21 protein-coding genes are annotated in these 22,986 nt (G+C 63.4%); 11 read left to right on the forward strand and 10 right to left on the reverse strand.

Going from position 1 to position 22,986, the window contains the following annotated elements:
- Positions 1-182: 182 nt before the first annotated feature.
- The gene (locus tag G5V57_RS23665) at positions 183-740 is read right to left on the reverse strand and encodes a TetR/AcrR family transcriptional regulator (protein WP_165169981.1); all 558 of its coding nucleotides are present in this window, start codon (positions 738-740) and stop codon (positions 183-185) included.
- A 162-nt stretch (positions 741-902) separates the two neighbouring features.
- Here G5V57_RS23665 and G5V57_RS23670 point away from each other — a divergent pair, with 162 nt between their 5' ends.
- Both G5V57_RS23670 and G5V57_RS23675 read left to right on the forward strand, forming a co-directional pair.
- Positions 903-1,322: a VOC family protein gene (locus G5V57_RS23670; RefSeq protein ID WP_165169983.1), complete on the forward strand. Its 420-nt coding sequence runs from the start codon at positions 903-905 to the stop codon at positions 1,320-1,322.
- 90 nt (positions 1,323-1,412) lie between these two features.
- On the forward strand, positions 1,413-2,066 hold the full coding sequence (locus G5V57_RS23675; protein WP_165169985.1) for a glutathione S-transferase family protein: 654 nt from the start codon (positions 1,413-1,415) through the stop codon (positions 2,064-2,066).
- On the opposite strand, the gene G5V57_RS23680 is transcribed toward G5V57_RS23675, so the two are convergent.
- Complete coding sequence (locus G5V57_RS23680) at positions 2,027-2,482, reverse strand: hypothetical protein (RefSeq protein WP_165169987.1); 456 nt, start codon at positions 2,480-2,482, stop codon at positions 2,027-2,029. The genes G5V57_RS23675 and G5V57_RS23680 overlap by 40 nt on opposite strands.
- A 119-nt stretch (positions 2,483-2,601) precedes the next feature.
- On the opposite strand from G5V57_RS23680, the gene G5V57_RS23685 reads away from it, so the two are divergent.
- Entirely contained in the window at positions 2,602-3,168 is a 567-nt protein-coding gene (locus G5V57_RS23685) for a flavin reductase family protein (protein ID WP_165169989.1), read from the forward strand.
- A gap of 221 nt (positions 3,169-3,389) precedes the next feature.
- Positions 3,390-3,791, forward strand: coding sequence for a cupin domain-containing protein (locus G5V57_RS23690; RefSeq protein WP_165169991.1), 402 nt, complete (start codon positions 3,390-3,392; stop codon positions 3,789-3,791).
- A 155-nt stretch (positions 3,792-3,946) separates the two neighbouring features.
- Here the strand turns inward: G5V57_RS23690 and G5V57_RS23695 are convergent, their stop codons facing one another.
- Positions 3,947-4,735, reverse strand: a complete 789-nt coding sequence (locus tag G5V57_RS23695) for a class I SAM-dependent methyltransferase (protein ID WP_165169993.1) — start codon at positions 4,733-4,735, stop codon at positions 3,947-3,949.
- A gap of 174 nt (positions 4,736-4,909) precedes the next feature.
- Here G5V57_RS23695 and G5V57_RS23700 point away from each other — a divergent pair, with 174 nt between their 5' ends.
- The 3 genes from G5V57_RS23700 (at position 4,910) to G5V57_RS23710 (ending at position 7,673) form a co-directional block, all read left to right on the forward strand.
- Positions 4,910-5,572 carry an SRPBCC family protein gene (locus G5V57_RS23700; protein ID WP_165169995.1) on the forward strand — a complete coding sequence of 221 codons (663 nt, stop codon included), beginning with the start codon at positions 4,910-4,912 and terminating at the stop codon, positions 5,570-5,572.
- Positions 5,572-5,934 (forward strand): helix-turn-helix transcriptional regulator, encoded by a 363-nt coding sequence (locus tag G5V57_RS23705; protein ID WP_165169997.1) that lies wholly within the window; start codon positions 5,572-5,574, stop codon positions 5,932-5,934. The genes G5V57_RS23700 and G5V57_RS23705 overlap by 1 nt, the downstream gene beginning before the upstream one ends.
- 89 nt (positions 5,935-6,023) lie before the next feature.
- The gene (locus tag G5V57_RS23710) at positions 6,024-7,673 is read left to right on the forward strand and encodes a Na/Pi cotransporter family protein (RefSeq protein ID WP_165169999.1); all 1,650 of its coding nucleotides are present in this window, start codon (positions 6,024-6,026) and stop codon (positions 7,671-7,673) included.
- Between the two features lie 42 nt (positions 7,674-7,715).
- On the opposite strand, the gene G5V57_RS23715 is transcribed toward G5V57_RS23710, so the two are convergent.
- Positions 7,716-8,351 (reverse strand): DNA-3-methyladenine glycosylase, encoded by a 636-nt coding sequence (locus G5V57_RS23715; RefSeq protein ID WP_165170001.1) that lies wholly within the window; start codon positions 8,349-8,351, stop codon positions 7,716-7,718.
- Complete coding sequence (locus tag G5V57_RS23720; protein ID WP_165170003.1) at positions 8,330-8,710, reverse strand: nuclear transport factor 2 family protein; 381 nt, start codon at positions 8,708-8,710, stop codon at positions 8,330-8,332. Before G5V57_RS23720 ends, G5V57_RS23715 begins: the two co-directional genes overlap by 22 nt.
- A gap of 150 nt (positions 8,711-8,860) precedes the next feature.
- On the opposite strand from G5V57_RS23720, the gene G5V57_RS23725 reads away from it, so the two are divergent.
- A complete protein-coding gene (locus G5V57_RS23725; RefSeq protein ID WP_165170005.1) occupies positions 8,861-9,841 on the forward strand; it encodes an NAD(P)-dependent oxidoreductase in 981 nt (326 codons plus the stop codon).
- 107 nt (positions 9,842-9,948) lie between these two features.
- Here G5V57_RS23725 and G5V57_RS23730 read toward each other — a convergent pair whose 3' ends face one another.
- Positions 9,949-10,434, reverse strand: a complete 486-nt coding sequence (locus G5V57_RS23730; protein WP_165170007.1) for a hypothetical protein — start codon at positions 10,432-10,434, stop codon at positions 9,949-9,951.
- 1,104 nt (positions 10,435-11,538) lie between these two features.
- On the opposite strand from G5V57_RS23730, the gene G5V57_RS23735 reads away from it, so the two are divergent.
- Entirely contained in the window at positions 11,539-12,915 is a 1,377-nt protein-coding gene (locus tag G5V57_RS23735; protein ID WP_165170009.1) for an FAD-containing oxidoreductase, read from the forward strand.
- Positions 12,916-12,923: 8 nt separating this feature from the next.
- Here the strand turns inward: G5V57_RS23735 and G5V57_RS23740 are convergent, their stop codons facing one another.
- Genes G5V57_RS23740 through G5V57_RS23750 form a run of 3 tightly spaced genes read right to left on the reverse strand, consistent with a single transcriptional unit; the run spans position 12,924 to position 17,862 of the window.
- Positions 12,924-14,036, reverse strand: coding sequence for an ABC transporter permease (locus G5V57_RS23740; protein ID WP_165170011.1), 1,113 nt, complete (start codon positions 14,034-14,036; stop codon positions 12,924-12,926).
- 2 nt (positions 14,037-14,038) lie between these two features.
- Positions 14,039-16,819: a ribosome-associated ATPase/putative transporter RbbA gene (gene rbbA, locus G5V57_RS23745; protein ID WP_165170013.1), complete on the reverse strand. Its 2,781-nt coding sequence runs from the start codon at positions 16,817-16,819 to the stop codon at positions 14,039-14,041.
- A complete protein-coding gene (locus tag G5V57_RS23750; RefSeq protein WP_371744600.1) occupies positions 16,816-17,862 on the reverse strand; it encodes an HlyD family secretion protein in 1,047 nt (348 codons plus the stop codon). Before G5V57_RS23750 ends, rbbA begins: the two co-directional genes overlap by 4 nt.
- 446 nt (positions 17,863-18,308) lie before the next feature.
- Here G5V57_RS23750 and G5V57_RS23755 point away from each other — a divergent pair, with 446 nt between their 5' ends.
- Entirely contained in the window at positions 18,309-18,908 is a 600-nt protein-coding gene (locus tag G5V57_RS23755) for a L,D-transpeptidase (RefSeq protein WP_165170017.1), read from the forward strand.
- 266 nt (positions 18,909-19,174) lie between these two features.
- Entirely contained in the window at positions 19,175-20,563 is a 1,389-nt protein-coding gene (locus G5V57_RS23760; protein ID WP_165170019.1) for a GH1 family beta-glucosidase, read from the forward strand.
- Here G5V57_RS23760 and katG read toward each other — a convergent pair.
- Positions 20,555-22,798 (reverse strand): catalase/peroxidase HPI, encoded by a 2,244-nt coding sequence (katG, locus tag G5V57_RS23765; protein WP_165170021.1) that lies wholly within the window; start codon positions 22,796-22,798, stop codon positions 20,555-20,557. The two genes, G5V57_RS23760 and katG, sit on opposite strands and share 9 nt — an antisense overlap.
- Positions 22,799-22,986: the final 188 nt, after the last annotated feature.

A 22,986-nucleotide genomic window follows, 5' to 3' on the forward strand; every position in this document is an offset into this window, starting at 1 on the left:
GAAAGCGGATCGCTTCGCCGAGCTTTCTGGTTCGCGACGAACCGGCGAGCCATCTGGACATCGCGACGAAGGAGATGCTGGTCCAGGCGCTGGCGGAATTCGAGGGCGCCACGCTGTTCGTCTCGCATGACCGCCACTTCCCGGCCGCGTGCCGCCTTCGTGTACTTCCGTTCGATTGCTTGTCAGGAAACGTCGGCAACTTCTTTATCGACCAGTCGCGCCACCTCGTCGATCGCATCGAGAAGCATCCGATCATCATGGTGGGTCCTCGAGACGATGGCGCCACCCTGGAATACTGTTTGAGCCAGCAATGAAAGTGCCTTGGCGCGATCCGCCGGCAGGCCTGACTTCAGAAGCATCTCCTCCATAAGGCCCATCCAGGTGTCGAAAGCCTCGCGGCACACATCAAGAAGAGCCGGCAGATCGTTTGTCCCATCATGTATGAGCGGCGAGATGGGACAGCTGCGCTCGTAGTTCGTGCATCTCATGAGTTCCGCGATACGTTCGGAAATGGTTCTGAGCGCCGCGCCCGGGGTTTCGGCCTCGGCGATGATCCTGGCGGTCGCCAGCGTGACGTCATCGACCGCCGCCCGGGTTGCTTCCAAGGCAAGCTGCCCCTTGCCATCAGGAAAGTGGAAATAGAGCGAACCGCGTGGGGCGCCGCTTTCGGCGAGGATGTCATTCAATCCCGTGCCGTAGTAGCCGCGCGTCTGGAGAAGCCGCGTGGCGGCGTGCAGCATCCGGTCTTTCGTCGAGTTTGCCATCAAGGCTCGATATCACAATTGACGGAATATGAAAACTGGTCTACAGAATATGTAGGTCAGTCTACATGTTAGCCGCTGATCGAGCCCTTCCTGAGTGGCGCGAGCCAGATGCATCAAAAACTCCAATGGGGAGCCGCAATGCCGAAGATGATCTATGTAAATCTGCCGGTGAGGGACCTTGCCGTCGCGACCCGCTTCTACGAGGCGGTCGGATGCAGGAAGAATGAGCAGTTCAGCGACCACCAGGCGTCGAGCATGGTCTGGTCCGACACCATCACGTTTCAGTTGCTGTCCCACGACTATTTCTCAACCTTCACGCCGAAGAAGATTGCCGACGCCCATGCGACGACCGAGGTGCTGCTTGCCTTGACGCGCGACAGTCGCGAAGAGGTCGACGCCATCGTCGCGGCGGCGGCCGCGAGCGGCGGTAAGGCCGATATCCGCGAGCCGCAGGACATGGGATGGCTATATACCCGGGCTTTCGAGGATCCCGATGGTCACGTGTTTGAAGCGATATCGGCGGACATGGACGCAATGCCTGCCGGGATGAAAGAGTAGCCTAGGGGCCCCGCAAGGCCGACAGCGGGCGATTATCGCCATGACCCATGTTAGGCTGGACGGTGTCAAACAATCGTCCGGAGCCTCCCCATGAAACCCACGATCACCGCCTTTGCAAACTCTCCCGATCGCGGCAGGGGACTGGCGCGCGACATGCGCGTCCGCTGGGCGCTTGAGGAAGTGGGTCAGCCTTACGATGTTCGTCTTGTTTCGTTCGACGCGATGAAGACGCCTGAGCATCTGGCGCTGCATCCTTTCGGACAGATTCCGACTTATGAGGAGGGCGATCTCGCGCTGTTCGAGACGGGTTCGGTCGTGTTTCATATCGCCGAGCGCCATAAAGGCCTGCTGCCGGACGATGCGGATGCCCGGGCGCGCGCCGTCACCTGGATGTTCGCCGCGCTCAGCACGATGGAACCGCCTATCCTCGATCGCGAAATCGCCGTGCTCGTGGAACGCGACAAGAGCTGGTCGGGGGAGCGTCTGCCCCTTGTCGACGGTCGCATCCGCAACCGTCTGGGGCAGCTTTCGACCCGCCTCGGCACATCGGACTGGCTCGACGGCGCGTTCAGCGCCGGTGACCTGATGATGGTGCATGTCCTGCGCCGCTTAAGCAGTTCCCGCATGCTGGAGGATTATCCGAACCTCGCGGCCTATGTCGCCAGGGGCGAAGCGCGGCCCGCCTTCAAACGCGCTTTCGCTGCTCAATTGGCGGTGTTCACCGCCGCCGCGAGCGGCAGATAGAGGCCCGTTACTGCGCGGGCGAGGCGAGGCACGGGTCGAGCACGATGGCGCGCTCGCCGGCGCGGCTGTAGCCGCCGGCAAAGAGCACGGTGTCGCCCACATCGCGCCCTTCCTTTGCTGTAGGTGACGCACATCACCTGGATATCGGACTCAGGGCACATGATCAGATAGGCAAGCGTGCCGTCCCATTCGGCCGACACCAGTCTTCCGACGATCGCGAAGCTCACCCGGTCGTCGACTTGCGGAGCCTCGGCAGCCCAGTGCTTCACGCTCGCGCAGGTGGCCGGCGTCGTCTCGGGAAGAACCTCACCAAGGACGAAGGGGCTGTCGCGCCCTTGCCATGGCTCGGTGGATATCGCGTCCGGCACGCCTGAAAGCAGCGCCGCGACAGCGGTGATAACGCGGGATATGGCCACTATCATGCTCTTTCTGTCCAGATCGTCCCGGCCGCCGCTTACGTGGAATTCGAGATCTGGCCAAATGATCATTCTTGGGCTTAGGCATGAGAAAATCTGGGCCTGGCAAGGAGACTCCCATGGCGAGACATGCAGCAAAGCTCGACTATCCGGTGTCCCGGATCCGGCGTTATCTCGAACCGGGGCCGATCGTGATGGTTTCCTCGGCGCTGGATGGCCGGCGGAACATCATGACGATGGGATGGCACACAGTGATGGAGTTTTCGCCGTCGCTTGTCGGCTGCATCATCGCCGGCGGGAATTACAGTTTCGACCTGATCCGCAAAAGCCGCGAATGCGTGATCAATCTGCCGACGACGGCGCTCACCGACGCCGTGGTCGGTGTCGGCAATACGACCGGTGCCCAGGTCGACAAGTTCCGAACATTCGGGCTCACGCCTCAGCCGGCGACGCGCGTGAAGGCGCCGCTGATCGCCGAGTGTCACGCCAACTTCGAGTGTCGTCTTGCCGATGATGCCCTGGTCGACAAATACAACTTCTTCATCTTCGAGGTCGTGAAGGCGCATGTCGCCAGGTCTCCAAAGCATCCGGAGACGCTGCACTATACGGGCGACGGCGTATTCATGGTCGCGGGCAAGATCATCAGCCGGCGAAGACAGTTCCGGCCGGAGCTGCTCGACAGCTGATGCGGTGAGTGGCGACGCTCCCACTCACGATCCTCATCTTCTGTACCTGGATCATGCTTCGAGGCTCCCCCGGCTCAAGGCCGGGGTCGCACCTCAGCATGAGGGGGGTATTCAAAGTCATCGCGTCGCCGCCGTCGTGGGGGCTTCAAGAAGGGCTGCGGAGTAGGCTACGCTGCCTGTGTAGAAGGCAGAATCTGGAAGCGCTTGTCGGGGAGAGGCCAATGTCGGGAAAATTCGTCATCGCCAAAGAGGTCGAGAACCAGGTCGAGGATTGGGGCACGTTACGCTGGCTCAGCAATCCGCCCGGCACCGGTGCCCGCCAGCTCACCGTCATCGATGTCGGCCTCGCTCCCGGAAAGGGCCATAATTTCCACAAGCACCCCGATCAGGAGGAGGTGATCCTCGTCGTCGCCGGAACTGTCGAGCAGTGGGTCGATCGCGAGAAACGCATCCTCGGCCCCGGCGACTCAGCGTTCATTCCGGCCACCGTCGTGCACGCCTCGTTCAATGTCGGCCAGAGTCACGCGAAGATCGTCGCCATCTTAGGCCCCTGCGTCGGACCGATCGGCTATGAGCTGGTCGATGTCGCCAATGATCCGCCCTGGAAGACACTGCGCGGATAACATTTGCTAGAGCGCTTCCCGCGAAAGTTGCTCGACTTTCGCGACGAGGAAGCGCTCCAGATATATGTAATCGAGCCTTTTTATCCCGTTTTGATCGAATCGATTGATTCGATCAAAACGGGAAAGGCTTTAGGACGCGCAGGCGTTTGCCTGGATCAGGTCGGGAGTCGCCCCTTGATGGCATTGGCGCGCGCTTCATAGGTGATCCGCCCGTCACTGTCCGCCGGCAGGCGCGCCCGCACCCCACTCTTGAGCGTGTCGGCGTCCGCAGCGGAGAGCGCTGAGATCGTGGGTCCGAGCGAAGGCGACTTCAAACTCGTCCTCCACCAGTCGTCGAAATCGGCAAAGGTCCGGTGCACGGTGATCTCCCGCGTCTCGATGTCCTCCAATCCGGAGCCTCTCCACAAATCGAGCATGGCATCCCTTCGCGAGGCCTCCCGTTGCGGCGGGCGCGGCGCGTTCAGGCCCATGGCGCGCATTCCGATGAGGAGCGGCTCGAGAGGAAAGCCGCCGCCGGGCATGTCCCACATATAAGTAGCGACGATGCCACCCGGCCGCACCACGCGAACCATTTCCGCTAAACCTTTGGCGGGCTCCGGGACGAAGACAAGGACGAGCGCCATGATGGCGGCGTCGAACCAGTCAGCCGGGAAGGGAAGCGACATCGCATCGCCCAGGCGAAATTCCGCCAGCCTCGCTGAGGGCCGCGTGCGGGCAAATGCGAGCTGCCCTTCGGAGGGATCAATGCCTTGAACCTCCACCGGCGCACAACGCTCGACCAGAAGTTCGGTGAAGGCGCCGTTGCCGCAGCCCACGTCGATCCATCGCAAGGCCTTAGGCGGCGCCAGCCAGTCGAGGAAGATCGAGCCGGCGAGCCGGCTCCAGATCCCCATCATCTGTTCGTAGGCGGCACCATCATCGAAACGGATCGTTTGTTCGCTCATCAGGGGAGTCCTGCGATGGCCCATCGGTTGTCTCACCGGAGTGTAGGGTCGCCTGCGCATTTTGAGAAGCCAAAGAAATCCGGCACGCGCAGCCGGCAGCCTCCTCTTAATACAAGTCTTGACTTATATAAGCAAAAGCCGGTATTCGAGTCGCAAACGGATGAGGAGGAAGTGATGGAGATCGACGCCGCCCGTGTGCTGGGGCTGGTCACGCGCTCGGTGCGCAATTTCGAGAAGGACGGGAAGCCGGCGAGCACGGTCATCCTGACGCGCGCCTATGACACGACGGTCGATGACCTGTGGGACGCGCTGACCAGCAAGGAGCGCATTCCGCGCTGGTTTCTGCCGGTCGCGGGCGACCTCCGGCTTGGCGGAAGGTACCAGCTCACCGGGAATGCAGGCGGAACCATCACCGCCTGCACGCCGCCCACTCATTTCGCCGCGACATGGGAATTCGGCGGCGGGACGAGCTGGATCGACGTCAAGGTCAGGGCGGTGAGGGGCGAGGCGCTGCTGACGCTGGAGCACACCGCGTTCATTGAGGACCACTGGAAGCAGTATGGCCCGGGTGCTGTAGGGATCGGCTGGGACCTCGCTTTCACGGGGCTGGAGCGGCACGTGGCGACCGGCGCGTCGGTCGACCATGCGACGGCCGAGGCCTGGATGGGCTCTGCCGATGGCAAGGACTATATGAGCCGTAGCGGCGAGCTCTGGCGCGCCGCGCATGTCGCGAGCGGCGCCGATGCGGCCTCGGCAAAGGAGCGGTCGGACCGGACCATCGCTTTCTATCGCGGCGAGCTCGCGCCCGACATGGCGCATCCAGGCACGGGAAGCTGATGCACGTCTTCGAGGTCCTGGCCGATCCGGTGCGCCGCCGCATTCTCGAGCTCATCGGTCAAGGCGAAATGGCGTCGGGCGAAGTGGTGGAGGCGATCGGGGCCGAGTTCGGGATCACGCAGGCGGCGGTGTCGCAACATCTGAAGGTGCTGCGTGAGAGCGGCTTCGCGCGCGTCGAGGCGCAGGCGCAGCGCCGGCTTTATTCGGTTGATGCCGCCGGGCTGCAGACCGTGGATGCGTGGATCGGTCAGTTCCGCAGCTTCTGGGAGCCGAAGCTCGACGCGCTGGCCACGGAGATCGCGCGTGGCAAGCGGCAGCGGCGGCGCGCGCCGCTTGGCCGGCGGACGGGAAAGAGGGCCTGATCATCTCGCATCCTTGATATGCCGCCTCTACTCCAAAGGAGAGGTTCAGGTCATACTCCGGCACGTGACAGTGGACAGGTCGAGGGTGCATGTCGACAGCAATCGCCATTCTGGGCGGCGTCGGGTTGTTTCTGCTCGGCATGACCGTCATGACCGACGGCCTCAAGGCGCTGGCGGGATCGGCCCTGCGCACCGTGCTCGGCAAGGCGGCGGCGACGCCGCTTTCGGGCGCCTTCTGGGGCGCCATCGTCACGCTGCTCGTGCAGTCGTCGAGCGCGGTGACGATGACGACGATCGGCCTGGTCAGCGCCGGGCTGCTGACCTTTCCGCAAGGCTTGGGCCTCGTCTTCGGCGCCAATGTCGGCACCACCGGCACCGGCTGGCTCATCGCGCTGATCGGCGTGCGCGTCTCGCTATCGTCCTATGCGCTGCCGTTGATCTTCATTGGCGCGCTGGCGAAGCTCCTGGGCGGCGGGCGGATCGCGGCGTCGGGTGGGGCGCTCGCCGGTTTCGCGCTGGTGCTCTACGGGCTGACGACTCTCCAGCAGGGCATGGGCGGCCTCGCCGAGAGCCTACACCCGTCGGATCTGCCCGCGGTGCTGGGCATGCCCGGCATAGGCTGGGCCTCGGGCCTGGTCGGCCTTTTGAGCCTGATCCTCGCCGGCCTGGCGATGACCGCGGTCATGCAGTCCTCGACCGCCGCCATCGCCGTCACCATTTCGGCTTTCTTCGCCGGGGCGGTCGGCCTGGAGCAGGGCGCGGCGCTGATCATCGGCCAGAATATCGGGACGGCGACGAGCTCCGCGCTGGCGGCCATCGGCGCGAGTAGCACGGCCAAGCGCCTCGCTCTCGCTTATGTGCTGTTCAAGCTCATCGCGGCGCTCATCGCCATCGTCGCCTTTCCGTTCACCGCCCGGCTGATGCAGGCCTTCACCGCATCGGTCGACGGGATGACGCTGCTCGCCGCCTACCACACGGCCTATAACGTCGTGGGCGTCGCGGTGCTCCTTCCGGCGACGCAGTGGTTCACCCGCGTCGTGGAGCGCCTCCTGCCTTCGCGCCAGACCGCCCTTGAGCAGGCCCTCGATCCGAGCGCACTCGCGAGCCCGGTGATCGCGATTGAAGCTGCCCGGCGTGTCGTGGCGGACATCCTCACGAGAGTGGCCGCCTCGGTTTCGTCGGCACTTTCGGGCGGGGCCGATCCTGCGGCGAAGGACACGGCGGAAGCCGCCACGACGCTCGAACAGGTGCGCGATTTCCTGTCCGAATTGCACGAGCCGCCCGAGACGGAGGCCGAGCAGCATCGCCTGACGAGCACGCTGCACGCGCTTGATCACGTCTCGCGCCTGGTCGAGGCCCTGGCGAATGGCGGGCTCACCGCAAAGCCGGCGGGCGCCCCCGACGACCTACGCGCCGCCGAACTCTGCGCCAAGGCGATGCGCGCGGCACAGGCGGTCGGCGGCTCGATCACCTCCGAATCCGCCTTGAGCATCAAGGCGACACCCATCGGCTGGAGCGTTTCGCCTGAGATCGCCGCGGCGCTCGCTGAAGGAGAGGAGGCCGCCCGCGAGCTCGACGCCCTGCAGGGTGATCATCGCGCCGCGACGCTTGCTGCCGTCGCGCCGGGAAAACTGACCGCCGCCGATGCCTTCGCGCGGATCGACGCTGTACGCCGCCTCGACCGCATCGCGCATCATGCCTGGCGTTCGGCGACGCATCTCCTCGGTCGCGGCGCATGACGATTACCACCATTTCGACCACGATTTCGCTTCGGCGGGTTCCTATCCGTTGAGGGATTTTGGACCGCTGACAAACGGACTGCCCCGGACATAAAATCGTAAGACGCGATGTGCATCCCGTGAAATGCCGATCCTGGTGCTCTGCCCGATCTCGCCGGGTTCGTGGTCATCGCCGGCGAGCCAGAGCGGGCCTTCCCGGCAAAGATCCAGGCCATCGAGCCGAAGATCGATCTGCAACGCGGTGGCGAGTTTTCCTGGCCCACGCGCCAGGTCACGCAAACGCTCGATACCTCGGTTTCGCCGCATGATCGCGATACCGTCGAGTGGCTCGAGTGCTCTGATCAGGACGCCGGCTCCGATCCCGGGCGCCTCGCTTGAGACATTCAGAAGGTATGAGCTGCCATAGGCTATATAAACATAGGCGTACCCATGTTCGAGAAACAGCGAGCGATTGCGCCGGGTCATTCCCCGATAGGCGTGCCCGGCGGCGTCGCCGACGACATACGCCTCGGTCTCGACAATCCGGCCGCTGGCAACGCCATCAGGCAAAGCCCGCACCAACACCTTGCCGATGAGATAACGCGCGAGTGAGACAGTATCCGTCGGCAGGTCTGAGCGCACGAGCGGCAGGTGGCGTTTCTTACGGCGGCCAGGTTTCACGGCATCTGCTCGACCCATTGCGCGCGCGAATGTCCCGGCTTGAACGGATCACCGAAATACTGGGTCTCGCGGGCCACCTTCCCATCGACAAACTCCATGATGCTCACAGTGTAGGACGGCTGCCCGTCATAGGTCAGGACATATTCGGTGACCCAGAGGTCGCCCGCACCGATGATCCGCCGCACTGTGAAACGCTTCCGGTTCGGCTGCGCCGCGCGGGACAACTGGATATTTCGCCGCCCGCGCATGCGCTCGCCCGATTGGGGATAGTCGAGCACCGCGTCCTCTCGATAGATCTCGTGCTCCACCTCGAAGTCGCTTGCGTCGGAGGCGGCCCAGTGGCGATCCAGAGCCGCTCTGATCTCCTGGTCTTTCATATCGGATATTCTCCTTGACCATCGCCGTCGCTATGGTTGACGCCAATGTCAACTGAAAGCAAGAATTCCCCCGAGCGGCCCTCCCGCAGCGTTCGCGCCAGCGCGGAAACATTGGGCATTCACGCATGAGCTTGCACAGGGAGAGGTAAAATGCTGGTACTGGTGACAGGAGCAACCGGCAAGGTCGGCCAGGCGCTGATTGCCCGGATGTCGCGCGCAGCCGCGGCCCAGCCCGTGAAAATCCGCGCTCTCTGCCACAACCGCGTGCTGCCTGAGACGGAGACCCTTTCGGTGATGAAAGGATCGATCGCCGATCGCGCGGTCTGCCGCGCGGCACTGCGCGACGTCACCCATGTCGTCCATCTCGCCACCTGCAAGGAGACGCCCGAGGATGTGATGGATGTGACGGTCAAGGGCCTGTTCTGGCTGCTCGAGGAATTCCGCGAGAGTCCAAGCGCCAAACGCTTCGTGCTGATCGGCGGCGATGCGGCGGTCGGCCATTTCTTCTACCGCCACCCCGCGCCGGTCACCGAGGAAACGCCCCATATGGCCTATCCCGGCTGCTATGCCCTGTCGAAAGTGCTGGAAGAGGTGATGCTCCAGCAATATGGCATCCAGTACGGCATCGACTGGTGCTGCCTGAGAGCCCCATGGATCATGGAGAAGGACGATTTTCGTCACACGCTCTCCTTCGGCGATGATGTCTTCGGCGGCCCGGACTGGAAAACGATGGTGACGCCGGAAGAAGCGGAAGCGTGCCGTGCCAGGGGCGCCGTGCCGCTGCTTGAGGAAGCCGACGGGACACCGGTCAAGCGCAACTTCGTCCATGTCGACGATCTGGTCGAGGCGATCCTGCTGGCGCTGACCGCGACGGCGGCGCGCCAGCGTCTGTACAACATCTGCATGGACGAACCGGTCGACTATCAAATCGTCGCCGATCATCTGGCCCGCACGCGTGGCCTGCCGGTGAAGCCGATCCGCTCGCCCTATGTCAGCACCTGGATGGACAACAGCCGCGCCAAGGCCGAGCTCGGCTGGCGACCGGTCTACGATACGAAGAAGCTCATCGATGCCGCCTGGGACTACCGGCGTTCGCCGAGCGACCCGCGCCGCGTGTGGTATCCGGGCTGAAGGGTTTAGAGCGCCGGACGCTCTCGTAGAATCGGCCCGGCGCTCTAACTCTTTGTTTTGCGCATCGGATTATCCGAAAACCGCTTCGTACTTTTCGGTCCGATGCTCTAGAACCGGAACGACCAGAAGAGGCAGAGCAGGGTCGCCGCCAGGAAGGCCGCGAAGCCGATGACGCGCAGCAACGGGCTCCGTCCCAGCTCGTTCAGGACGAAATGGCAGGCGACCACGGCGAGAGTGAGGCCGAAGCGCCAGTCGGCGAGCGCCCACAGGACGGAGACCTGGCCGAAGGCGGCCCTGGCGATCAGCACGCCGGCAATCGTCCCGAACAGCGCGACGATGGTCCAGAAAACCGCCTCGGTCGCATTGTAGAAGACAAAGGCCGCCGCCCGCATGGGAAGGACCATGAGCAACAGCGCGGAGAAGCTATACACCGCCGCCAGCGGAATGAAGGTCGCGGCCGTCGCGATATCGTCGAGCCGGCGCAGGCCCAGGGCACCTTGCGGATATCCTTGCCGGTTCGCCAGCAGGCTGACCGCGGCGAGGGCGGCGGTCAGGAACGCGACAAGGACGACTGTCGAAAGAGCTTTGGTCATGGTCTATCCCCCATATCCTCCCGTCCTAGCCGACGAGCGTAAACCGAAGGTAACGACGCTACCCGTCATCACGGCGAAAGCCGCTATCGGATTCACACATCTGATGACCGGCCTGCGGCTTTACCCTCGCCCTGCAAGCGAAGCGCAGCGGGGAGAGGGAAGGGGCCCGACGCGCAGCGGCGGGAAGGGTGAGGGGCACGGCCACCGGCGCAGTGAGGGCATATTTGTCGCGAGAGCGTTCAGTTGTCTGAGGTCGAACTCAATCTCGCAAAGGCCCCTCACCCTCCCATTGCTATGCAATGGGCCCCTCCCTCTCCCCGCTAAAGCGGGGCGAGGGTAAGGGCGCATCCCTCACGAGATGTGTGCATATGATAGCGGCGAAAGCCGGGATCCACTGAGTAAGCGAAATCTGGGCGGTGTTGCGCATTCGGAGAGAATTTGAGGGATCGGGCTTTCCGCCGGATGACAGGTGGAGGGGAGAGCCATCGGCGTGGCGCCGCCATTGTGGCATCGCAACAAACGCTGCGGCTTCCCTGCCTGGGGGATGTTATCATCCCTGCCGGAAAAACCGGCTTGTCGCCCGCAAGCCTTTCAAAACGAAAGCGAATATTGAGGGCGACCGAGCTTCGAAGACGGCGCTTTTCGCCTTTTACGCTGTATCTACCCTGTATTTGATGAGGCCGGCTTCGCGAGAGCTCGGGATGGCGAACATGGACCAACCGCGCCGGCGCCGTCGATTCCCTCCGACACCGTCATCCCGGCGGCGCAGTGAGAGGGGATACCTCAGATCGTCATCCCGGCGAAAGCCGCTATCATATTCACAACTCTTCCGGTTTTGCATATCAAATGGATCCCGACTTTCGTCGCTATCGTACACACATCTCACAAAAGATGCGGTTCTCCACCTCCGCTCTTCGAGGGGCGAGGGGTGACCCGCATCCCTCGGAAAGATGTGTGAATCTGACAGCGACTTTCGTCGGTATGACGAAAGAATCTCGCCGCCGGGGAGCGGAATAGGCGCAAGCTAGGCGGAGCGGCACAGCCTGAGGCACCGGGCAGAAGGAGCTTTCCTGGGGGCGGCGCAACGAAGGACGAGGACTCCCCATGAAGCACTATGACGCGATCATCATCGGCACCGGGCAGGCGGGGCCTGCGCTGGCGCGGCGTCTCGCCGGGTCGGGCAAAACCGTCGCCATCATCGAGCGCAAGCTCTTCGGCGGCACCTGCGTCAACACCGGCTGCACGCCGACCAAGGCGCTGGTGGCGAGCGCCTATGCCGCGTTTTTGACGCGCCGCGCGGCCGATTTCGGTGTGATGATCGATAGCTCGCCACGCGTCGACATCAAACGGGTAAAGGCCCGCATGAGAGCCATCGTCAGCCCCTCGACCACGGGCGTCGAAAGATCGCTGCGCAATGCAGAGAACTGCACCGTCTATCACGATCACGCCCGCTTCGTGGCACCCCATGAGGTGGCGGTCGGCGACGACGTGATCAAAGCGGACAGGATATTCATCAATGTCGGCGGCAGGGCGGCGGTGCCCGACATGCCGGGGCTCGACCAGGTCGACTATCTTACCAACTCATCGCTCCTCGAGCTCGATGTGTTGCCCAAACATCTCGTCATCATCGGCGGCAGCTATATCGGTCTCGAATTCGCGCAGATCTACCGCCGCTTCGGCAGCGAGGTCACGGTGATTGAAATGTCGTCCCGCCTCGTGCCGCGCGAGGACGAGGATGTCTCAGCTTCCATCCGCGATATTCTTGAGGCCGAGGGGATCAATATTCGCCTCAATGCGCAATGCATCTCGCTGGGAAAGCGCGGCGGCGACATCACCGCCCAAGTCGACTGCACGGAAGGGGCGCCCGAAGTGGCGGGCAGCCATCTGCTGCTCGCCGTCGGGCGGCGTCCCAATATCGACGATCTGGGCCTCGACAAGGCAGGCATCGCCACGGACGAGAAAGGTTACATCACGGTCGACGACGAGCTGCGCACCAACGTGCCCGGCATCTGGGCGATGGGCGACTGCAACGGCAAGGGCGCCTTCACCCACACCGCCTGGAACGATTTCGAGATCGTCGCCGCCAATCTCCTCGACAAGGATACGCGCCGCGTCAGCGACCGCATCCCCGCCTATAATCTCTATATCGATCCGCCGCTCGGGCGGGTGGGCATGACCGAGGCGCAGGTGCGGAAATCCGGGCGGCCGGCCCTCATCGCCACGATGCCGATGGAGGATGTCGGGCGCGCCTTCGAGAAGAGTGAAACGAAAGGGTTCATGAAAGTGCTCGTGGATCAAGAGACGAAGCAGATCCTTGGCGCCGCGATCCTCGGCACCGGGGGCGATGAGGCGATCCACTGCCTCCTCGATCTGATGTATGCGAGGGCGCCTTACACGGTGATGCAGCGGGCCATGCATATTCACCCGACCGTGTCCGAATTCGTGCCCACCATGATGGGTGATTTCAGGCCGCTTGGATAAACCTGCACCTATCTCAGGAATTGCCGGAACCGTCTCAGGGCCAGGTAGAACAGGATCGATCCGATCGCCAGGAGGGCCGCGAACTGCGGCCAGACCACATCGAGGCCGGCGCCGCGGAACAGGATGGCCTGCGCCAGCATGACGAAATGCGTGTTGGGGGCTGCCAGCATGATGTCCTGGATGATCTGGGGCATGCTTTCGCGCGGGGTCGTGCCCCCTGACAGCATCTGAAGTGGCAGCAGCACCAGCATCAGCAAGAGACCGAATTGCGGCATCGAGCCCGCGACGGTGGCGAGGAAAATACCCAGGCAGGTCGTGGCAAAGAGCTGCAGCGCGGTACCCGCGAGGAACAGCGGGATCGAGCCTTCGATCGGCACGCCGAGCCAGCCTCTGATGACGAAGATCAGCGAGAAGGCGGTGGCGATAAGCACCACCAGCCCCATCGAGAGGATCTTGCTCAGCATGATCTCGACCGGGGTCACGGGCATTACGAGCAGGTGCTCGATCGTGCCATGCTCGCGTTCGCGGATGAGAGCGGCGCCCGCCAGCACGATCGACAGCATGGTGATGGACGAGATGATGTTGTTGATGGCGCCGAACCAGCCCTTGTTGAGTTCCTGGTTGAAGCGCGCCCGCAGCACGAGATCGACGGGGGCCGCCGTTTCACCGCGATAGTGATTGAGAAATTCGCCGACTTCGCTCGACACGATGGATTGCACATAGCCGCCCCCCGTGAAGGCCTGCGTCATGCGGGTCGCGTCGACATTGAGCTGGATCGTCGGCGACTTGCCGGCGAGAAGATCACGCTGGAAATTCGGCGGGATGTCGATGGCGAAGGTATCGAGGCCGGCATCCATCCGGCTGTCCATCTCATATTGCGAGATGAGCCGCGGAACGACGAAATAGGGCGGATAGAACGCCGTGATGATGCGCGAGGAGACCGGTGACTGATCCTCGTCGACGATCGCGATCGGCGCCCGGTTGAGCGTCTCCGGGATCGCCTTGGTAGCGGTATAGACGGAAAGCGTGAAGGCATAGACGACGAGAGCCAGGAGCATCGGGTCGCGCGCAAGCCCCCGGAGCTCCTTGATGCTGAGCTGAAGGATGTTGGCCAAGCGCATATTCAGCCCTCCTGCTTCTTGAGGAGGAGGGCGCTCAGGCCCAGCAGCACCGGAATGGCGATCACGAGCGGCACGAACTGGCCCGCGAGATCGCTGAAATCGAGCGCCTTGGAGAAGGTGCCGCGCGCGATCGTCACGAAATAGGTCGTCGGATAGATCTGGCCGAAGAAAGCGCCGGCGCCCTGCAGCGAGGAGACCGGGTCGATGATGCCCGAATACTGGACAGCCGGAATGAGGGTGATGAGTGCCGTGCCGAATATGGCGGCGATCTGGCTCTTCATGAAGGTCGAGATGAGGAGCCCCAGGGCCGTCGTCGCGATGACATAGAGAAGTGCCGCGGCGCTGAGCGTCAGAAAGCTGCCGGTGAACGGCACGCGGAAGATAAAGACGGCGACGGCCATCAGCATGAGATAATTGACCATCGCCAGCGCCACATAGGGCAGCTGCTTGCCGAGCAGGAATTCGAGCCTTGTAACCGGTGTGACGTAGAAATTGGTGATCGATCCGAGCTCCTTCTCGCGCACGACGCTCAACACCGCGAGCATGGCCGGGATCATGAGCAGCAACAGCGGGATGACGGCCGGCACCATCGCGACGAGACTCTGGATGTCCGGATTGTACCGGTAGCGGATGGCGAGCTGGAAATCGCCGGTGGTCGCGGCATCGCCGTGGATCTGCCGCGCCTTCTGCATCAGCCAGGTCGCATGCATGCCCTGGACATAGCCGCGTACGGTCTCCGCCCGGGTCGGCATGGCCCCGTCGATCCAGGCGCCGATCTCGACGCTGCGGCCGCGCGCCACGTCGCGTCCGAAGCCCGGCGGGATCTCGATCGCCAGAGCGAGTTCGCCGCTGCGCATGCGCCTGTCGAGTTCGGCATAGTCGAGGATCGGATCCTTCTCGGTGAAATAGCGCGAGCCCGATATCTGATTCACATAATCGCGGCTCACCGTCGTGTCGTCGCGATCGAGAACCGCGAAGGTGAGGTTGGTGACGTCCAGATTGATGCCATAGCCGATGACGAACATCAGGATGACGCTGCCGACGATGGCGAGCGTGGCGCGGATGGGATCGCGGCGCAGCTCCAGGGCCTCGCGTTGCGAATAGGCGAACATGCGGCGAAAGAACCCGCCGGTCTTCGCGGGGGCGGTAGTATGCGTCGGGGTCGCTGCGGGCTCGATCGCCGCCGCGGCGGCTCCGGCCGCCGGCGCCGTGCCGGCTTGCCCGATCGCGTCCTCCAGATAGGCGACGAAGGCATCTTCGAGGGTGGCGGCAGAACGCTTCTCGGTGATGGCCGCGGGCGTATCGCTGATGAGCACTTTGCCGGCATGCATGAGCGAGATGCGGTCGCAGAGCTCGGCCTCGTTCATGAAGTGCGTCGAGACGAAGATCGTGACATTGTCCTTGCGGGACAGGTCCGAGAGGATCTGCCAGAACCCGTCGCGTGCCACCGGATCGACGCCCGAGGTCGGCTCGTCGAGGATGAGGATATCGGGTGCATGGATCACCGCCACCGCCAGCGACAGGCGTTGCCTTATGCCGAGCGGCAAAGCGTCGGGAAGCGCATCGATGACATCGGCGAGATCGAACCGCCGGATCATCTCCTCGACGCGTCCGGGAATCGCCTGCGGATCCATCCGGAACAGACGGGCGTGCAGCTCGAGATTCTGGCGCACCGTGAGCTCGACATAAAGCGAGAAGGCCTGCGACATGTAGCCGACGCGGCGGCGCACATCGATGTCGTTGGGATCGACTTCGCGGCCGAACAGGCGCGCTATGCCCTCGCTCGCCGGCAGAAGGCCCGTCAGGATCTTCATGGTCGTCGTCTTGCCGCAGCCATTGGAGCCGAGAAAGCCGAAGATCTCGCCGCGCGTGATGCGGAAGCTGACATTGTCGACGGCCGTGAAGCTGCCGAATCTCATGGTGAGATGCTCGGCTTCGATGGCGATCTCGTCTTGCGTCCCCGGCGGGCGAGGGGGAATGACGACCTCATGATGGCCCTGGCGCTTCTCTTGGGGCAAGAGGGCGATGAAAGCGGCATCGAGCGTCGGCGCCCCCGTCTGCTTCAAAAGCTCGGCGGGTGAGCCGGGGGCGAGCGCCTTTCCCGCATCCATCGCGACCAGCCAGTCGAAGCGTTCGGCTTCCTCCATATAGGCCGTCGCGACGATGACGCTCATGCCACGGCGTTTGCCGCGGATCTCGTCGATGAGCTCCCAGAACTGACGCCTCGACAGCGGATCGACGCCGGTCGTCGGCTCGTCGAGGATCAGGAGATCGGGATCGTGGATGAGGGAACAGCAGAGGCCGAGCTTCTGCTTCATGCCGCCCGAGAGCTTTCCGGCCGGGCGGTCGGCGAAGGGGGCGAGACCCGTGCTCCGCAGAAGCTCGGCTATGCGACGCTCGCGCTCTTGCCTGTCATGTCCGAACAGGCGCCCGAAGAAGTCGACATTCTCGAAAACCGACAGCGTCGGATAGAGGTTCTTGCCGAGGCCTTGCGGCATATAGGCGATGCGGGGATAGGTGAGGCTGCGATGCGTGGCGTCGGCGATATCGCCGCCCAGCACCTCGATCTCTCCGTCCTGGACGACATGCGCGCCGGCGATCAGCGAGAGAAGACTGGACTTGCCGACGCCGTCCGGACCGATGAGCCCGACCATCACCCCGGAGGGCATATCGAAGGTCAGTCCGTCGATCGCCCGCGTCGCGCCATAGGAGAGTCCGACCCCTTTCAGGCGCACGACAGGCGAAGCGGCTGCGGGCTCGTCCCCTGCTGGCCGCTCGTTCATTGCACGAGTTGTCCCTGAAGATTAGCCGGCCATTCCACATTGGGATCGAGCCGGACATAGGCCATGCCCGGCAGGCCGGTCTTGACCTGTTGAATGTATTTACGCAGCAGGTCCGGAGATATCTGCGCCTTGACCCGGAACATCAGCTTCAGGCGTTCCTCCTCGGTCTCGACGGTCTTCGGCGTGAACTGAGCGACGTCGGCGACGAAGGACACTTTGGCCGGAACGATATATTGCGGTGCTGCGTCAAGGACGAGACGGACGTCGCTGCCTATGGCGACACGGCCGGCCTCGATTGTCGGCAGGAAGAACGTCATGTAGACCTCTTCGAGATCGACGAGATTGAGCACCCGGCCGCCCGCTGACAGCACTTCGCCGGGCTGCGCGACGCGATATTGAACGCGGCCGTTGCGCGGCGATTTCAGCGTACTGTCATTGATGTCCGCCTTGATGCTCTCGATGGCCGCCCGGGCGGCGGCGACCGAGGCTTCCGCATCGACGACCTGTGCTTGCGAAGCGCTGATCGCCGCTTCGGCGGCGGCGAGTTGAGCCTGCGCCACTGCCACCGCGGCGGTCGCCCCGTCGGCGCTTGCCCGGTCATCATCGAGCACCTGCTGGGAGACCGTTCTTGTCAGCACGAGTTGTTCGGAGCGCGCGAGCTTTTTCTTCGCGGCATCGAGGGCTGCTTCCTTCTGGGCGACGACGGCGGCCGCCGCAGTTCGTTCCGCTTCGCGCTGCTTGACGAGACTCTTCGAAGCATCGACGCCGATCAAGGCCCGCTGCAGTTCGGCTTCGGCCTGCCGCGCCTTGGCCTCGAGCTGCTCGGTGTCCATCTTGGCTAGTATCTGGTTGGCGGTGACGAAGTCGCCTTCATTGACCAGGATGTCCTGAATCCGCCCGGCGATCTTTGTCGAGATGTCGATATCGGTCGCCTCGATCCGGCCGTTGCCGCCGGCGATCCCCTCCGGCAAGCCGCCGCGACCATAAGTCTGCCAGGCGTAATAGCCGCCGATGACGGCGAGAGCGACCAAGGCGGCGATCAACCATCCTCTACGGCCTGATGTCGTCACCGTGGGACCTCTTTCCTGGAGCTGGGCGGGGAGTGAGGCAGCGGCGTGTCTGTGCTGGCTGCGCGAAGATGACACCTTCCCAGGAAAGCCGCTTCGTACCGCACAGGCGACATGGATGTCTCCATAGGGCACCTTTACTCAGCAGGTCTGACGTCGATCTTCGCGAATGATACTAACGCATCGGACCGAAAAGTGCGAAGCGGTTTTCGGATAATCCGATGCGCAAATCAAAGAGTTGGAGCGCCGGAGCGGCTCCATCAGAGCGTCCGGCGCTCCAACGCTCAACGCTCGAAATTCCTAAGCCTTTTCGACTTTGTTCGTCGTCCACGCAGCAAGAGGCTCAACGCAACGGGATCAGCAAACTATTGATCGGCGCGGCCGACAGGGTTAAGAATCGGTCTATTGTAGGGGATATGCCAATGGGGATCTCACGCCGCGTCTTCGTGACGTCCGTTCTCGCTTCGGGACTTTTCGCCAACCGTCAGGCGCTGGCGCTTGCCGGCGAACCGTTCCCGGTGTTCGAATCCGATGCCAAGGAAATCCCCTACAAATACCGGCGTCGTACCGTCGACTATGCGACAGCGGAGCCGCCGGGCACGATCGTCGTCGATACGGGGCAGAAGTTCCTTTTTCACGTGCAGGGCAACGGCCAGGCCACGCGTTACGGCGTGGGCGTGGGGAAGGCCGGCAGGACGTGGTACGGCGAGGCGGTGATCGGGCGCAAGGAAAAGTGGCCGGTCTGGGTGCCGACGCCGGAGCATCTCGCCGAATTCCCGGATATGGCAAAATTCACCAGCGGCATGCCGGGCGGCAAGGACAATCCGATGGGTGCGCGGGCACTCTATCTCTATCAGGGCGATGTCGACACGGTGATCCGTATTCATGGCGCGGTCAAACCTTCGCTGATCGGCAAAAAGACCACCGCAGGCTGCATCAGCCTGATCAATATCGACGTGATCCACCTCTATGACCGCGTCGAGCTCGGAACCCGCGTCGTGATCCTGCCGCCCGCCGCCTGATCCGGTTCTGGCCGGGCGTGCCGCAAAACACCAACAGCGGGTACGGTCGCCACATAGATCACGATGAGTTTGGATTGAGCCAATCCAAACTCATAAACGTGATCGACCTCAATATTTTAGCGCGTGATTTTTGCGAAAAACCGGTGCCCACTTTTTCGCATCACGCGCTAGTATTTTATCGATAGTATCGGATTCAGCTGGAAATACCGCGGGGCTTGGGACACAAGGGATGTCCGTCAACCACGGCCACATCCAGGCAGTTTCCCATGACCGTCGATAATCCCGCCGCCCTCGGCGCCGCCTTTCCGCGCAATTTTCTTTGGGGCGTGGCAACAGCGGCCTATCAGGTGGAAGGCGCGCTGGACGAGGACGGGCGCGGCGAGTCCATCTGGGACCGCTTCCTGCGCGAGCCCGGGCGGGTCGTGGATGGCAGCGACGGCTCCATCGCCGCCAACCACTATCATCGCTGGCGTGAGGATATCGACCTCATGGCCGCGCTGGCGCTCGGCGCCTACCGCTTCTCCGTGTCGTGGTCGCGCATCCAGCCCGCGGGCAGGGGCCCCGCCAATGAGGCAGGTCTCGCTTTTTATGACCGGCTCGTTGACGGTCTTCTGGAGCGCGGCATCGATCCGGTCATCACGCTGCTTCATTCCGACATGCCGGCGGCGCTGCAGGACGCAGGCGGCTGGCTCGCCCGCGATACCAGTTCGCATTTCGGTGCGTTCGCCGAACTCGTTGCCAGGCGGCTCGGCGACCGGGTACGCAACTGGTTCACCGTGGCGGAGCCCTATACGGTGATGCGCCACAGCCATGTGATCGGCGATCATGCGCCCGGCCTCAAGATGCCGACCGGCGCGGCGCTGCCCGTCATCCACCATCTGCTGCTGGGCCACGGTCTGGCCACCACGGCGATCCGTGCCCAGGCGCAAGCCAGGATCGGCCTCACCAACCATTCATCGCCGACCCGGCCTGCCTCCACGGCGGCGGCGGATGTTGCGGCGAATGCCTGGTTCGATGCGCTCAGGAACTATATCGTGACCGACGCCATCCTTTTCGGTCGCTATCCGGAGGAATTGGAGTCGTTGCCGGGCGCCGACTGGTCCCAGTGCCGCGCCGGCGACTTCGATATCATCAAGACTCCGATCGACTGGCTCGGCCTCACTTATTTCCATCCCTTCGCGACCGGCGCCCCGAAAAGCACGGAAGCGGCGCTCGAACCCTTCGAGGCCGTCGCGACTGGCGGCGTGCCGCAAACAACGATGGGCTGGCCGATCGTGCCTTCAGGCCTTGGGGAAGTCCTGACCGCTCTGCGGCACCGTTACGGCGACAGGCTGCCACCTCTGGTCATCACCGAGAATGGCTGTTCGCTGCCGGACGACATCACGGAAGATGGCCGGATCGACGATCCCGTGCGCATCGGCTACCTGGCGGGTCACTTGAATGTCCTCGCCGAGGCGCTTCGCGCCGGCATCCGGATCGACGGCTATTTCATCTGGTCGTTCCTCGATCATTTCGAATGGGATCTCGGCTACACCACGCGCTGGGGCATCGTGCATGTCGATTTTCCGACCCAGCGCCGCACCTTCAAATCAAGCGCCCACTGGTATCGCCGGCTGATCGAGGACTGGCGAACGTCGCGATATGGCTCATCCTGAATGCGACAAATTACCGATCATCGCTGATCGGTCCTCCGCGATTTCAAGCTCAGTCCCGAAAAATCGGGCGACATCGAAGCGATCCAGATTCATCACCTTCGTCCACGCCGCCACGAAGTCCTTCACGAACTTCTCCTTGGCATCCGCGCACGCATAGGCTTCCGCCAGCGCCCGCAGCTGCGAGTGCGAGCCGAAGATCAGATCGGCGCGCGTGCCGGTCCACTTCGCCGCATTTGTCTTGCGGTCGCGTCCCTCATAGACGCCTTCAGCGCCGGCAAGCGGCTGCCACTGCGTGCCCATGTCGAGCAGGTTGACGAAGAAGTCGTTGCTGAGGACTTGCGGCCGCGCTGTGAAGACGCCATGCCTGGAATTCCCGCTATTGGCGCCCAGCACACGCAAGCCACCGACGAGAACGGTCAGCTCGGGCGCCGTCAGCGTCAGCAACTGCGCGCGGTCGACCAGGTTCTCTTCCGGCGACAGGCGCTGCTGACCTGACGCATAGTTGCGGAACCCGTCGGCCGTCGGCTCGAGCGGCGCGAAGGTCTCGATATCGGTCTGCTCCTGCGCGGCGTCCATGCGCCCCGGCGTGAACGGCACCTTGACCGCATGCCCGCCGTCCTTGGCGGCCTTCTCGATCGCGGCATTGCCGCCGAGCACGATCAGATCCGCCAGCGAGACTTTCTTGCCGCCCTTCTGCGCCGCGTTGAAGTCCTTTTTGATCCCTTCGAGCGTCGTGAGAACCTTGGCGAGTTCGGCGGGCTGGTTGACCGCCCAGTCCTTCTGCGGCGAAAGGCGGATACGCGCGCCATTGGCGCCGCCGCGCTTGTCGGAACCGCGGAAGGTCGAAGCCGATGCCCATGCCGTCTGGACCAGCTGCGACACGCTGAGGCCGCTGCTGAGGATCTTGGCTTTCAGCGCCGCGATGTCCGCCTCGCCGATCAGCGGATGATCGACCGGAGGAATCGGGTCCTGCCAGACCAGTTCCTCTTTCGGCACGAGCTTGCCCAGATAGCGCACGCGCGGTCCCATGTCGCGATGGGTCAGTTTGAACCAGGCGCGTGCGAAGGCATCGGCGAACTGATCCGGATTCTCATGGAAGCGCCGCGAGATCTTCTCATAGGCCGGATCGGCCTTGAGCGACAGATCCGTGGTCAGCATGGTCGGCGCATGCCGCTTCGATTTGTCGAAGGCGTCGGGGATCGAGGGCTCGGCACCCTTGGCCGTCCACTGCTTGGCGCCGGCCGGGCTCTGGGTCAGCTCCCATTCGTGCTTGAACAGATTGTCGAAGAAGAGGTTGCTCCACTTGTTCGGCGTCTGCGTCCACGTGACCTCGGGGCCGCCGGTGATCGCGTCGGCACCTTTGCCCGAGCCGTGGCGGCTGATCCAGCCCAGGCCCTGATACTCGAGATCGGCGGCTTCGGGCTCAGGCCCGACCAGCGACGCGTCGCCCGCGCCATGGGTCTTGCCGAAGCTGTGGCCGCCGGCGATCAGCGCCACGGTTTCCTCGTCATTCATCGCCATGCGCTTGAAGGTCTCGCGGATATCGCGCGCCGCGGCGATCGGGTCCGGATTGCCGTTCGGCCCTTCCGGATTCACATAGATGAGCCCCATCTGCACGGCGGCGAGGGGATTCTGCAGGTCGCGGTCGCCGCTGTAGCGCTCATCAGCCAGCCACTTGCCTTCCGGACCCCAGAAGATGGAGTCGTCAGGCGCCCAGGCTTCCGTGCGTCCGCCGCCGAAGCCAAAGGTCTTGAAGCCCATCGAGTCGAGCGCGACATTGCCGGCGAGGATCATCAGGTCCGGCCAGGAGATTTTGCGGCCGTATTTCTGCTTGATCGGCCACAACAGGCGGCGCGCCTTGTCGAGATTGGCATTGTCGGGCCAGCTGTTGAGCGGCGCGAAACGTTGCTGATCGGCGCCGGCGCCGCCGCGGCCGTCGCTGACACGGTAGCTGCCGGCGAGATGCCAGGCCATGCGGATGAACAAGCCGCCATAATGGCCGAAATCGGCCGGCCACCAATCCTGCGAGTCGGTCATCAAGGCGGTGAGGTCCTTGATCACGGCATCGAGGTCGAGGCTCTCGAACTCCTTCTTGTAGTCGAATGCCTCGCCCATCGGATTGGACAATGTGCAGTGCTGGTGGAGAACCTGAACATTCAGCTGGTTGGGCCACCAGTCGCGGTTCGTGCGTGCGGAGTTCCGTCCGGAAACCGGGCACCTGCTTTCATCTGCCATATCGCCTCCTTGGCTGCCGAAGTGTCCGCTTTTCACAAGCAGCGCACCGAGGTAGCTCGAATTGATATTTGTCGGTGCCGGCTTGCCGCCTCGATCCAGGTCAACAGGCGGCGCGGCGCCGATCCGGGCCGGATTCTAGCCGGATACAATTCCGCAAGCCAGTGAATGATCAATGGGGCTGAATAGGC

Origin of the sequence: Nordella sp. HKS 07, from assembly GCF_011046735.1 — a bacterium.
Lineage (GTDB): Bacteria > Pseudomonadota > Alphaproteobacteria > Rhizobiales > Aestuariivirgaceae > Taklimakanibacter.